Raw genomic sequence first — 12,976 nt, 5'->3', positions numbered from 1 at the left:
GGGCAAGGCGGACATAGGGCGGGTTCCATTCGATCGACGTGGCGGCGACGGTCACGTCGTCGGAGCAGGGAGAAGGGCGGTGCGGCGGTCAGGCCGCCCGACCGAAGTCGGCGTCTTCGTCGTCGCTGCCGCCCTGCGACAGGTCGAGCGCGAAGCCGCGTACGCGGGACTGCTGGTCGGCGATGCTGCCGCGACGGGCCTTGGGCGCAGGCTTGGCCTTGATCGCCTTGGCAGGTTTCGCCTTGGCGGGACGGACGACCGGGGCGGGCGCCGTTGCCCCTTCGGCAAGCTGGAAGAAGGCGATGCTGGCCTGAAGCTCTTCGGCCTGGCCGGCCAGCTGATCGGCGGTCGACGAAATCTCGTCCGAGGCGGAGGCGTTCTGCTGCGTCACCGTGTCGAGTTGTTGCAGCGCCTGGTTGATCTGCGATGCGCCGATATCCTGTTCGCGGCACGCGGCGCTGATTTCCGACACCAGTTCGGCGGTCCGGCGAATGTCGGGCACCAGCCGGGCGAGCATCTCGCCCGCCTCACCCGCGGCCTTGACCGTGTCGGACGAAACCGCGTTGATTTCGGCGGCGGCGTTCTGGCTGCGTTCGGCGAGCTTGCGGACTTCGGCCGCGACGACCGCGAAGCCGCGACCATGTTCGCCGGCGCGCGCCGCCTCCACCGCTGCGTTCAGCGCCAGCAGATCGGTTTGACGCGCGATTTCCTGCACGATGCCGATCTTTTCGACGATGGTCCGCATCGCACCTACCGCGCGATCGACCGCGATGCCGCTCGTTTCGGCGTCCTTCGACGACTGGCGCGCGATCTTTTCGGTCTGGGCGGCATTGTCGGCATTCTGTTTGATGTTCGCCGCCATCTCCTCCATCGACGACGATGCCTGTTCGGCGGCGGCGGCCTGTTCGGTCGCGCCCTGGCTCACCTGTTCGGCCGCGGCGGAGAGCTGCTGGCTGCCCGAGGCGACCTGATCCGAAGCGAAGGCGACCTCGCCCGCGAAGTGCGACAGATTGTCGACCAGACGGTTGATCGCGTCCTTCATCCGCTGATGATCGCCGTCGCACGCAATGTCGACGCGCCCGGTCAGGTCGCCGGTGCTGACGCGGTCGAGCACGCGGTTACCCTCGGCAATCGGCAGGATGATCGCGTCGAGCATGCCGTTGATGCCGGCGATGATCGCGGCATAATCGCCCGCGAACCGGGTGGCGTCGCCCCGCTCACCAAGCTGTCCGGCGGTCGCGGCACCGATCAGGCGCTGGATCTCGCCCGAGATTTCCTTGAAGTTGCGGCGGAGCGTTTCGATGGTGTCGTTGATGAACGCCTTCTTACCGGGGAAGGGTTCGAGCGTTGCTTCGAAATCGCCCTCCCCAAATGCCTTGATACAGGCCATCGCCTTCTTCTTCACCGCGATATGGCCGGCGACCATGGTATTGATGCCGGTCGCCATCGTGGCGAAATCGCCGGGGAATTTGTCGGCCGCGACCTGTACGTCGATGTCGCCGCGATCATGTTCGGCCGACATGTGGTTCATTTCGGCGATCAGCGTGCGCAGATTGCCGCGCAGCGTCTCGATCGCGCCGTTGATGAACGCCTTCTTGCCCGGCAGCGAGGCGAAGGGCGCGTCGAAATGGCCGTTCGCCAGTTCGCGGACGCAGCCCATTGCCGCCTTCTTGGTGTCGATATGGGCGCCGACCAGTCGGTTCACCTGATCCGCGATCCGGCCGACGTCGCCGGGGAACGTATCGGGCGCAAGCATGACGTCGATGTCGCCGCGATCATGTTCGGTGAGGACATGGACCATCGCCACTTCCAGCCGCGCGACCGGACCCAGCGCCGTGTCGAGCAGTGCGTTGACCGCCGCCAGCAGCTCGCGCGCCTCGTCGGTCGCGACGTCCTCGCGCAGGCGCTGCGACAGATCGCCGGCGGCGATCGATCGGGTCAGCGCATGGATTTCCGCGATCGCCGCGGCGGGCCGGGACGTGCGGTTGAAGTGCGACAGCAGCGACATGAATGGCATCCTTATTATTATGGTTGTCCAGGCCGTGGTCGGTCGGGCGTCTGTCCGCGCCGCATCCGTCCGGCGGACGCGGCGCGGGGCAGGTCAGGCGGCGGTGGCGAGGGTCGCGATCGCGCCGTCGTCGTTGGAGAAGACCTGCGCTGCGTCGATGATGACGACGAAGCCATCGGCTTCACGGACGACGCCGGCAATATAGTCGGACCGCCAGCGCAGCCCGATGTCCGGCGCGGCTTCGAGCCGTTCGCGTTCGAAGGTCGCGACCGCGATCACCCGGTCGACCACCAGGCCCAGCGACAGCATCCGGTCGGCCAGTATCACGTCGACGATCAGCACCCGGGTCGCCAGCGTCGGTTCGACCGCGCTGAGCCCCAGCCGCATCCGCAGGTCGATCATCGGCACACCCTGTCCCCGGACATCGGTGATGCCGAGCATCCAGGCCGGGCCGTTCGGCACGCGAAAGGCGGGGCGATAGTCGAGGATTTCGCGGACCATGGTCACCGGAACCGCGAACACTTCCTCACCCAGGCCGAAGGTCACGACCTGCATCGGCGTCTTGTCGGTCATGCGGCTTCTCCAAAGGCAGCGTCGTCGCTGTCGGGCCCGCCTTGCGTCAGGTCGAGTGCGAAGCCGCGTGCGCGGGCCTGCTGGTCGGCGACCGAGTTGGGCTTGGCGCGGCTGGCGGCGGGGGCCTTCGCCCGTGGTGCCGCCGGCTTGCGGGTGGCCGCCGGACGGCGGTTGCCATGGGCATGTTCGACGCGGAAGAAGGCGATGCTCTGCTGCAGTTCGTTCGCCTGACCCGCCAGTTCCTCGGAGGTCGAGGTGATCTGTTCGGATGCCGACGCGTTCTGCTGCGTGACGGTGTCGAGCTGTTGCAGCGCCTGGTTGATCTGTGCTGCGCCGATATCCTGTTCGCGGCATGCGGCGCTGATCTCTGCGACCAGTTCGGCGGTCCGGCGGATGTCGGGGACCAGCTTGGTCAGCATCTCGCCTGCCTGTGCCGCGGCCTGCACCGTGTCGCCCGACACCGCGCTGATTTCGGCAGCGGCGGTCTGGCTGCGTTCGGCCAGCTTGCGGACTTCCGATGCGACGACCGCGAAGCCCCGGCCATGTTCGCCGGCACGTGCCGCCTCGACCGCCGCGTTCAGCGCCAGCAGGTCGGTCTGGCGGGCGATTTCCTGCACGATGCCGATCTTCTCGGCGATGACCCGCATCGCACCGACCGCACGGTCGACCGCGACGCCGCTCGCCTCGGCGTCCTTCGACGACTGGCGCGCGATCTTCTCCGTCTGGGCGGCATTGTCGGCATTCTGTTTGATGTTGGCGGCCATCTCTTCCATCGAAGCGGATGCTTCTTCGGCAGCGGCGGCCTGTTCGGTCGCGCCCTGGCTCACCTGTTCCGACGAGGCGGAGAGCTGCTGGCTGCCAGCGGCGACATTGTCGGCCGCACCCGATGCGTCACCGACGACATTGCGCAGGCGTTCGACCATCGTCACCAGCGCATGGCCCAGCTTGTCCTTGTCCGACAGCGGGGTGTGGCTGACCGTCAGGTCGCCCTGTGCGATGGTGTCGGCCAGCGTCGCCGACTTGCGCAGCGAACCGGTCATGCGGTTGACGGTATCAACCAGGTCCTTGATCTCGTCGTTCGACGTGACGGTGACTTCGTTGTCGAGGTCGCCGATGGCAACCGCGTCCAGCGCAACGGTAATGCGCTTCAGGCCGCGCGAGACGGTCAGCGAAATCCAGACGGCACCGAGCACGGCGATGACGAAGGCGATGATGCCGGTGACGACCAGGACCATGCGGCTTTCGGCGTAGAGCACGTTGGTCGCCTCGTCGGCTTCCTTCATGTTCGCGCTCTGGAAATCGGTGAGCCGATCGACGCTGGCGTTCATCTTCTTGAGCAGCGGAACCTGCACCTCGTTCGACAGTCGCGTGGCCTCCTCGTTCTGGTTCGCCTTGCCCATGTCGCGGATGCGGTCGAAAACGGGCTTGAGTTCGGTCCAGCTCTTGGCGACTTCGACCCAGTAGGGCTTGCCGCTCTCGGACGCGAGCGACTGTCCCTCGGCGATCAGTTTGTCCACGCGGCCTTCGCCGGCAACTACCGCGTCATAATAGCCCTGCATCCGGCTGGCGTCGGTGTTGAGGATCAGCGACTGCTGATCCGCCAGCGCCTGGCTCTGTTCGGTATCGATCTGCTGCGCCGTCAGCGACTGGCGCGCCGGACCGGCGATAACATCGCTGATCGCGGTGTTCAGTGTGCTCATCTTGTTGATGCCGACGCCGATGACGACGGCGAGCAGTATGATGACGGCAGCAAAGGTGGCGGCCAATTTAACCTTGATCGTTGCACGCATGGAGACCCCCCCCCAAATGGAATGTTAGTGGATCGACGTCCCCGCGACGTCGCCGCGCGTGATCGATTGGAAAATCGCATTCAGGTCGGGCAGGACGACGATATCGTCGTCGCCATGCCGGATCAGCGTGCGGACATGTTCGCGGCGCCAGCGCAGGCCGACGACCGGCGCGTCCTCGCTATGGGCGGCCGAAAAGGTCGCGACCTCGTGCACCTTGTCGGTGCGCAGGCCGAGGATGGTCGGCTCGCCGCCGAGCTCCGCCTCGATCACGACGATGCGGCTGTCCTTGGTCGTTTCCGGCACGCGCATCCCGAAAGCGAGGTGCAGGTCGGCCAGCGGAATGATCCGCCCGCGAAAGTTGATGACATGGCCGACCAGATCGGGTGCGCCGGGCACCCGCGTTTCGGGCATCATGTCGAGGATTTCGCGGACCAGCACCGCCTCGAGCGCGAAGCTTTGACCCCCCAAGTCGAAAACCAGCACTTCGAGCTGGCGGTCGCTGTTCCACGGGACCAGGCCCCCCGCCTGGCGTTGTTCATCCGGCTGCACGCAGCGTCTCCTCACGAGGCTGGCCGAGCGCGATGAGCTGGGCGATGTCGAGGATCAGCGCGACCTCGCCATCGCCGAGGATCGTTGCGCCGGCAAAGGTGGTGGCGTCGCGGTGAAGCGCCGACATCGGCTTGATCACCGTCTGGTGGTTGCCGATGATCTGGTCGACGACCAGCCCGACGCGGCCCATCGGCGTGGCGACGACCACGATCTTCTGGAACGGGTCCGGCCGGGTGTCGGTCGCGAACAGTTCGCGCAGGCGCAGGAACGTCACCAGCTTTTCGCGCAGCGTGATGAGGCTGCGGCCGCGATGGCGCATGTCGTCTTCCAGCGACAGCTCGATGCACTCCTCGACCGCGGTCAGCGGGATGACGTAGCGGCCGGTGCCGACCCGCACGAGCAGGCCGTCGATGATCGCCAGCGTCAGCGGAATGCGCAGCGCGATCAGCGATCCTTCGCCTTCGGTCGACTGGACGTCGATCGATCCGCGCAACCCTTCGATCGTGCGCTTCACCACGTCCATGCCGACGCCGCGGCCCGACAGGTTGGTGACGGTCGCGGCGGTCGAGAAACCGGGCGCGAAGATCATCTGGAGCAGTTCGTGGTCGGTGAGCGCCTGGTCGGGCTGGATCAGGCCGTTCGCTTCCGCCTTCGCACGGACGCGGGCGCGGTTGATGCCCCGGCCGTCGTCGCGGATGGTGATGACGACCTCACCTCCGGCCTGATGCGCGGCGAGGCGGACGGTGCCGGCGGCGGGCTTGCCGACGGCGGCGCGGTCCTCGGGCGTTTCGAGGCCGTGGTCGCAGCTGTTGCGGATCAGGTGGACCATCGGGTCGAACAGGCGTTCGATCACGGTCTTGTCGACCTCGGTCGCTTCGCCTTCGGTCTCGAACTCGATCGTCTTGCCGGTATCGCGCGACAGGTCGTGGATCAGGCGGCGGAAGCGCGAGAACAGCGATCCGACCGGGACCATGCGCAGCACCATCATGGTTTCGCGCAGTTCGCCGGCCAGCCGCTCGATCTCCTCGGAGACCGAGCGCAGCACGAGGTCCTGTCCATGGTCGGCAAGCTGCGAGAGGCGGCTCTGCGCGATCACCAGTTCGCCGACGCGGTCCATCAGCGCGTCGAGACGGCCGGCGGGGACGCGGACGCTTTCCTCGGCCTTGGCGGTCGAGCGGGCGGCGGGGCCGTCGGCACTGGCGGTGGCGGCCATGGCGACGACGGGTTCTTCGACGACGGCCGGTGTTTCGGCGATGGGCGCTTCCTCACCCTCGACCGCCAGCGGTTCGATGGTCAGGTCCATGTCGTCCATCACGAAGATGAACACGTCCTCGATATCGTCGCGCTTGATGTCGCCGATCAGCGTGACGTCCCAGCCGACATGGCATTCGGTGGGGACCAGCTGCGACGGCGGCGGGATGGCGTCGGTCCGCGCGACGACGGTGCAGTCGCCCAGCTCGCGCAATTCGTCGAGCAGCATCAGCGGATTGGTGCCGTTGGCCATGGCGTCGACCGGCAGCTTGAACGACACGGTCCAGCCGGTGCGGGCAGCCGTCGGGGCGGCAGCGGAAGTGACGCCCGATGCCTCGTCGATCGCCGCCTGCAAGCGGGCGAGGATCGCGTCGCCTTCCGCCTTGGGGGCGTCACCGTCGACCAGCGCACGCATATGGTCCTGCGCCGACAGGATGACCGCGACCAGCCCGGCGGTCGCCGGAACCTGCCCCTTGCGCACGCGGTCGAAGGCGGTTTCGCAGTGATGGGTGAAGCCGGCGAGTGCATCGAAGCCGAACATCGCGCCCGAGCCCTTCAGCGTGTGCAGCCCGCGGAAGACGGCGTTGACCAGATCGGCATTGCCAAGGTCGTGCCCGAGGTCGAGCAGCCCCTGTTCGACCTGATCCAGCACCTCGCCCGCCTCCACGCGGAAGGCGGCGATCGGATCGTCGCCGCTCACCGGCCAAGGACCTTGCGCGCGACCTTCACCAGCTGATCCGGAACGAACGGCTTGACCAGCCAGCCGGTCGCGCCGGCGGCCTTTGCCTGGTTCTTCATTTCCGGATCGGATTCGGTGGTCAGGAAGATGATCGGCACGCCGGCCTGCGCCGGCTGCTTGCGCAGTTCGCGGATCATCGACAGTCCGTCCATGTTCGGCATGTTCAGGTCGGTCACGATCATGTCGAACTTGGTCGACGTGGCCTTGGCCAGACCCTCCACGCCGTCTCCGGCTTCGGTCACGGTATAGCCCGCGCCGGTCAGGGCGATGCGGATCGCCATGCGCAGGCTGGCGGAATCATCAACGGCGAGAATGGAAGCAGTCATTGCAGCGGGACTCCGTGGAACCAGAAGGCGTTGTCGTCGGGGCTCATCGCGTCGGTGAAGCCGCCGCGATGGAGAAGGGCGGTCAGCGCCTCGCCGGCCGGCGCGGACAGGCGGACATCGCCGCCCTGCGACCTGGCTTCGGCACGAAGGCTGAGAAGGAGTTGGACGACGCTGAGGTCGGGCGCGGTCAGGGCCGATGCGTCGAGCACGACCTCACCGCCGAGCGGCTGCGCACGCAGTTCCTCGGCCACCGTTGCAATCGATGGCATCGCCAGACCGGCAGGAAGGAAGAAGGTAGAAGTCATACGATGTCGGCCCCCAAACAGGAGACCGTCGTCGCAGAACGTGATTAAGATCGATTTAAGCGAACGGGTCGCAACAGGCGGCCGCGACCGGGGCTCGAGTCACGAATGGCAGCGCTAACAAGAGCATAGCGCGCATTTTGCGGGATCGAACGCCGTTGCCGATACACAAATATTTTTACGTCGCGCGAACGCTACGGCTCCGCCGCCCGATTACGGTGCGACTCGATCGACGACGATGCCGCTGCGCGACTCGGGAAAGGCCCGGTCAGCGACGGGGCAGGCGCCGGGCGATCAGCACCAACAGCAGCCCGAGCGCGCCGGTGACCGATCCGGTCACGACCCAGAGATACTGATCGATCATGAACGAACTGGCGGGCCAGCGGATGACACCCATCCCCTGACCCAGCCAGAACAGCCCGACGAACGCTAGGATCGCACCCACGATCATCAGCGTGCGCCGGACGATGCGCATCTCAGCGCTGACCCACCGGCACGTAATCGCGCTGTGCGGGGCCGGTGTAGAGCTGACGCGGACGGCCGATCTTCTGTTCGGGGTCCGAAATCATCTCGTTCCACTGCGCGACCCAGCCGACGGTGCGGGCGAGCGCGAACAGCGCGGTGAACATGGTGGTCGGGAAACCGATCGCCGACAGGATGACGCCCGAATAGAAATCGACGTTCGGGAACAGCTTCTTTTCGCGGAAGTAATCGTCGTTGAGCGCGATTTCCTCCAGCTGCAGCGCGGTTTCGAACACCGGATCGTTGACGCCCAGCGAGTCGAACACTTCGCGCACCGTCTTCTGCATGACCGTCGCGCGCGGGTCGTAGTTCTTGTACACGCGGTGACCGAAGCCCATCAGGCGGAACGGATCGTCCTTGTTCTTGGCGCGGGCGATATATTCCGGGATGCGATCGGGCGTGCCGATTTCGCGCAGCATGTTGAGCGCGGCTTCGTTGGCGCCGCCATGCGCCGGACCCCATAGGCAGGCGATACCGGCCGCGATGCACGCGAACGGATTGGCGCCCGACGAACCGGCGAGACGCACGGTCGAGGTCGACGCGTTCTGTTCGTGGTCGGCGTGCAGGATGAAGATGCGGTCCAGCGCCTTTTCGACGACCGGGTTCACCTCATATTCCTCGGCCGGAACGCCGAAGGTCATCCGCAGGAAGTTGCCGGTATAGCTCAGGTCGTTCTTCGGATAGATGAACGGCTGGCCCACGCTGTACTTGTACGCCATGGCGGCGATCGTCGGCATCTTCGCGATCAGGCGATGCGACGCGACCATCCGCTGGTGCGGATCGGTGATGTCGGTCGAATCGTGATAGAAGGCCGACAGCGCGCCGACCACGCCGCACATCACCGCCATCGGATGCGCGTCGCGACGGAAGCCGCGATAGAAGCCGGCAAGCTGTTCGTGCAGCATGGTGTGGCGGGTGATGGTGCCGGTGAACTTGATCAGCTCGTCGCCCGAGGGCAGTTCGCCGTTCAGCAGCAGATAGGCGACCTCCATGAAGCTCGACTCTTCGGCCAGCTGCCCGATCGGATAGCCGCGGTGCAGCAGCACGCCTTCGTCACCGTCGATATAGGTCAGCGCCGAATCGCAGCTGGCGGTCGAGGTAAAGCCCGGATCGTAGGTGAAGGTGCCGGTCTGCGCATACAGCTTGCGGATGTCGATCACGTCGGGACCGATGGTGCCCGACCGTACCGGAAATTGGACGTCCTTGCCCGCAACTTGCAGCTTAGCGTCTTCGGCCATTCGGCGTCTCCTGTTACGTTATGCGGCCGGTTTGGCCATCTGGTCTTCGATGCGGCCGAGGCTTTCGGTGCGGCCCAGCAGGGCGAGCACGTCGAAGATCCCCGGCGATGTGCGCGAACCCGTCAGCGCGGCGCGAAGCGGTTGCGCGGCGGCACCCAGCTTCAACCCCGCTGCCTCGGCGACTTCGCGTACCGCAGCTTCGATCGTCTCCGTATCCCATGCTGCGAGTGCGTCAAGCTTGGCGTGCAACTGCGTAAGGATCGCGCGTGCGTCCGGCGTCAGCAACGCGGTGGCACTCTCGTCCATGGCCAGCGGTCGCGACCGGAAGAAGAAGGCGGCATTGGCCGCCAGTTCGTTCAGGTCGGCCGCCCGGACCTTGAGCACCGGCATGGCGCGTTGCAGCAGATCGCGGTCGATCCCGTCGGGCAGGCGCTGCGCGACCAGATCGGTCAACCGGGCATCGTCGGCCTCGCGGATATAGTGGCCGTTCAGGTTCATCAGCTTCTTGGTATCGAAGCGCGACGGCGAGCGGCCCACGCCCGACAGGTCGAACACCTCGGTCGCGCGTTCGCGGCTGATGATCTCTTCATCGCCGTGCCCCCAGCCGAGGCGCAGCAGATAGTTGTTCAGCGCTTCGGGCAGGACGCCCAGCTCGTCGCGATAGGCATCGACCCCCAGCGCGCCATGCCGCTTCGACAGCTTCGCGCCGTCCGCACCATGGATCAGCGGAACATGCGCATAGACGGGATCGGGCCAGCCGCCCTCGACCGCGTCCATCGCGCGGATCAGCGCAAGCTGACGAAAGGCGTTGTTGAGGTGATCGTCGCCACGAATGATGTGCGTCACGCCCATGTCGTGATCGTCGACGACGACCGCCAGCATATAGGTCGGCGTGCCATCGGAGCGCAGCAGCACGAAATCATCCAGTTCGGCATTGGCGACGGTCACGTCGCCCTGCACCTGGTCCGCAATCGTGACCGCGCCTTCCTTCGGCGCCTTCAGCCGGATGACGAACGGGGCACCTTCCGGCGCATCCTCGGGCGCGCGGTCGCGCCAGCGGCCGTCATAGCGGATCGGCTTGCCGGCGGCGCGCTGTTCCTCGCGCAGCGCGGTCAACTCTTCGGGCGTCGCATAGCAGCGATAGGCACGGCCGGCGTCGAGCAGCTGATGCGCGACGGCAGCATGGCGGTCGGCGCGGGCGAACTGGAACACGGCGTCGCCGTCCCAGTCGAGGCCGAGCCAGCGAATCCCGTCGAGGATCGCCTCGATCGCCGGTTCGGTCGAGCGGACACGGTCGGTATCCTCGATCCGCAGCAGGAACCGGCCGCCATGGCGACGGGCATAGAGCCAGTTGAACAGCGCGGTGCGCGCGCCGCCGATGTGCAGGAATCCCGTCGGCGACGGTGCGAAACGGGTGACGACAGGCGTCGCGGAATTGGTTGCGCCCAAGCGCGGATACCCCCAAGACTTCGGGTGAACATGATGGCCCATTCAGCCGCGACCGCCCCTAGCATGACGTCCGGCACGCTTCAAACCGTGCGCCGGCCGCATCGGTTCCTTGAGGGGCTGGAGGCGCGAGCGGAGGTGGAGCGGGGGCAGTTGCCGCTGTGGATGCCGGTCGCGTTGGGCACAGGGATCGCCGCCTGGTTCCTGTTGCCGGGGCAGGGGGCGTGGGTCGCGTTCCTGTTGCTGGCGCTGTCGGTCGCGCTGGGCGGCATGGTGCTGCCCTGGGGTATGCGGACCGCGCGGGTGGTGGCGTGGGCCGGCATGCTGGCGATGCTGGGATGTGCGCTGGTGTGGTGGCGGGCGGAGCGGGTCGCCGCGCCGGTGCTGGCGCGACCGGTGGTGGTGGCGTTCGTGGGGCGGGTCGAGCGGGTCGAACCGCTGCCCGCACGCGAAGCGGTGCGGTTGACGCTGCTGCCCGATGCCGGGGCGGGACTGCCGCCGCGCCTGCGCGTCAACCTGTCCGAAAAGGACATGGTGGCAGGCGTCGTTCCCGGTGCGCGAATCTCGCTTCGCGCCCGGTTGATGCCGCCGCCGACGGCCGCCGTGCCCGGTGCCTATGACTTCGCGCGGGCGGCGTGGTTTCGGCGGCTGGGCGCGACCGGGCGGGGCTTTGCGCCGGTGCGGGTCGTGACGCCGGGCAATCCCGGCAATGCCGCCTTACGGGACCGGCTGACCGACCATATCCTGTCGCGGATCGACGGCAGCACCGGAGGGATCGCCGCGGCGTTCGTTACGGGGGATCGCGGCGCCATCGCCGAAGAGGATGCCGAGGCGATGCGGCGCTCCGGCCTGGCGCATCTGCTGTCGATCAGCGGGCTGCATGTCACGGCGGTCGTGGTCGCCACAATGACGGTCGTGCTGAAGCTGCTGGCGCTGTTTCCGCCGCTGGCGTTGCGTATCCGGTTGCCGGTCGTCGCGGCGGCAGCCGGCGCCGGGGCGGCGCTGTTCTATACCTGGCTTTCGGGGGCGGACGTGCCGACGGTGCGGTCGTGCATCGCCGCGCTGCTGGTGCTGGCGGCGCTGTCGCTGGGGCGTGAGGCGATCACGCTCAGGATGATCGCGACGGGGGCGTTGCTGGTGCTGCTGGTGCTGCCCGAATCGCTCGCCGGTCCGAGTTTTCAGCTGAGCTTTGCGGCTGTCACCGCGATCGTCGCGCTGCACGAGCATCCGCGGGTCCGCCGCTGGTTCCTCGCGCGCGACGAAGGCTATGGGCGCAAGATGGCGCGTAGTCTCGGCTCGTTGCTGCTGACCGGTGTGGCCGTCGAGGCAGCATTGATGCCGATCGGGCTGTACCATTTCCATACCGCCGGGTTGTACGGGGCACTGGCCAATATCGTCGCGATCCCCCTGACGACTTTCGTCACCATGCCGTTGGAGGCGCTGGCGCTGCTGCTCGACGTGGCCGGGCTGGGCGCGCCGGCATGGTGGCTGGTCGAGCGGTCGCTGGCGCTGTTGCTGTGGGTGGCGCATGTCGTCGCTTCGGCGCCGGGATCGGTCGCGGCGCTGCCGGCGATGCCCGACGGGGCGTTCGCGCTGATGGTGCTGGGCGGGTTGTGGATCGCCCTGTGGCGGACGACGTGGCGACGCTGGGGCGTGGTGCCGCTGGCGGCGGGGGTGCTATGGGCGCTGGCGACGCCTGCGCCCGACCTGCTGGTGACGGGGGACGGGCGGCATCTGGCGCTGGCGACCGACGACGGCGGCATGGCGATATTGCGCGACCGGGCGGGGGAGTATGTCCGCTCGACCCTGGGCGAGGGCGGTGGCGTGCTGGGCGCACTGCCGCCGCTGTCCGACCAGCCCGGCGCGCGGTGCAGCCCCGACCTGTGCGTTGCGCGGCGTCAAGCGGGCGGACGGGTCTGGACGATCCTCGCGACCCGGAGCGGCTATGCGGTGCCTTGGGCCGAACTGATCGCGGCCTGTGCACGTGCGGACATCGTGGTCAGCGAGCGGCGACTGCCCGAGGAATGCCGCTCGCGCTGGCTGAAGCCCGACCGCGCGATGCTGGCCCGGAGCGGGGTCGTCGCGGTGGCGCTGCCCACCGGGCGGATAACGACGCTGCCCCGGTGGCGACAGCATCCGGTGGAGGCGCCCGGGACGATCGACCCGACGAGTAGCCCCGAACACGAGCGGAGAGCTGAGTGGAGCGCAGGGGCGCCGATCCCGCCACGGAGC

The 12,976-nt window shown here is 67.4% G+C and carries 11 protein-coding genes; 1 reads left to right on the top strand and 10 read right to left on the bottom strand.

Features of this window, described 5'->3' with window-relative positions; all coding sequences use genetic code 11:
* Positions 1-88: 88 nt before the first annotated feature.
* The 10 genes from CA237_RS18410 to gltX form a co-directional block, all read right to left on the bottom strand.
* A complete protein-coding gene (locus tag CA237_RS18410) occupies positions 89-2,008 on the bottom strand; it encodes a methyl-accepting chemotaxis protein (protein ID WP_198158628.1) in 1,920 nt (639 codons plus the stop codon).
* A 93-nt stretch (positions 2,009-2,101) separates the two neighbouring features.
* Positions 2,102-2,581, bottom strand: a complete 480-nt coding sequence (locus CA237_RS18405) for a chemotaxis protein CheW (protein ID WP_066694353.1) — start codon at positions 2,579-2,581, stop codon at positions 2,102-2,104.
* The gene (locus CA237_RS18400; protein WP_066694351.1) at positions 2,578-4,371 is read right to left on the bottom strand and encodes a methyl-accepting chemotaxis protein; all 1,794 of its coding nucleotides are present in this window, start codon (positions 4,369-4,371) and stop codon (positions 2,578-2,580) included. The genes CA237_RS18405 and CA237_RS18400 overlap by 4 nt, the downstream gene beginning before the upstream one ends.
* A 24-nt stretch (positions 4,372-4,395) precedes the next feature.
* Complete coding sequence (locus CA237_RS18395; RefSeq protein ID WP_066694349.1) at positions 4,396-4,920, bottom strand: chemotaxis protein CheW; 525 nt, start codon at positions 4,918-4,920, stop codon at positions 4,396-4,398.
* A complete protein-coding gene (locus tag CA237_RS18390; RefSeq protein WP_126015167.1) occupies positions 4,907-6,871 on the bottom strand; it encodes a chemotaxis protein CheA in 1,965 nt (654 codons plus the stop codon). Before CA237_RS18390 ends, CA237_RS18395 begins: the two co-directional genes overlap by 14 nt.
* Positions 6,868-7,236: a response regulator gene (locus tag CA237_RS18385; protein ID WP_066694346.1), complete on the bottom strand. Its 369-nt coding sequence runs from the start codon at positions 7,234-7,236 to the stop codon at positions 6,868-6,870. Before CA237_RS18385 ends, CA237_RS18390 begins: the two co-directional genes overlap by 4 nt.
* Positions 7,233-7,505, bottom strand: a complete 273-nt coding sequence (locus CA237_RS18380; RefSeq protein WP_066694337.1) for an STAS domain-containing protein — start codon at positions 7,503-7,505, stop codon at positions 7,233-7,235. The genes CA237_RS18385 and CA237_RS18380 overlap by 4 nt, the downstream gene beginning before the upstream one ends.
* Before the next feature lie 301 nt (positions 7,506-7,806).
* Entirely contained in the window at positions 7,807-8,013 is a 207-nt protein-coding gene (locus CA237_RS18375) for a hypothetical protein (RefSeq protein WP_066694334.1), read from the bottom strand.
* A gap of 1 nt (position 8,014) precedes the next feature.
* On the bottom strand, positions 8,015-9,298 hold the full coding sequence (locus tag CA237_RS18370; protein ID WP_066694331.1) for a citrate synthase: 1,284 nt from the start codon (positions 9,296-9,298) through the stop codon (positions 8,015-8,017).
* A gap of 18 nt (positions 9,299-9,316) precedes the next feature.
* Positions 9,317-10,747: a glutamate--tRNA ligase gene (gene gltX / locus CA237_RS18365; RefSeq protein WP_066694329.1), complete on the bottom strand. Its 1,431-nt coding sequence runs from the start codon at positions 10,745-10,747 to the stop codon at positions 9,317-9,319.
* A gap of 87 nt (positions 10,748-10,834) precedes the next feature.
* Here gltX and CA237_RS18360 point away from each other — a divergent pair.
* Positions 10,835-12,976 (top strand): ComEC/Rec2 family competence protein (locus CA237_RS18360; protein WP_346773526.1); only part of this gene is annotated, 2,142 nt, incomplete at its 3' end.

The sequence above is a fragment of the Sphingomonas sp. ABOLH genome (genome assembly GCF_003951715.1).
In the GTDB taxonomy this organism is placed as follows: Bacteria; Pseudomonadota; Alphaproteobacteria; order Sphingomonadales; family Sphingomonadaceae; genus Sphingomonas; species Sphingomonas hankookensis_A.
Note: the sequence above shows the minus strand (reverse complement) of the source record. Positions and strands in the feature narration are given on the sequence as shown.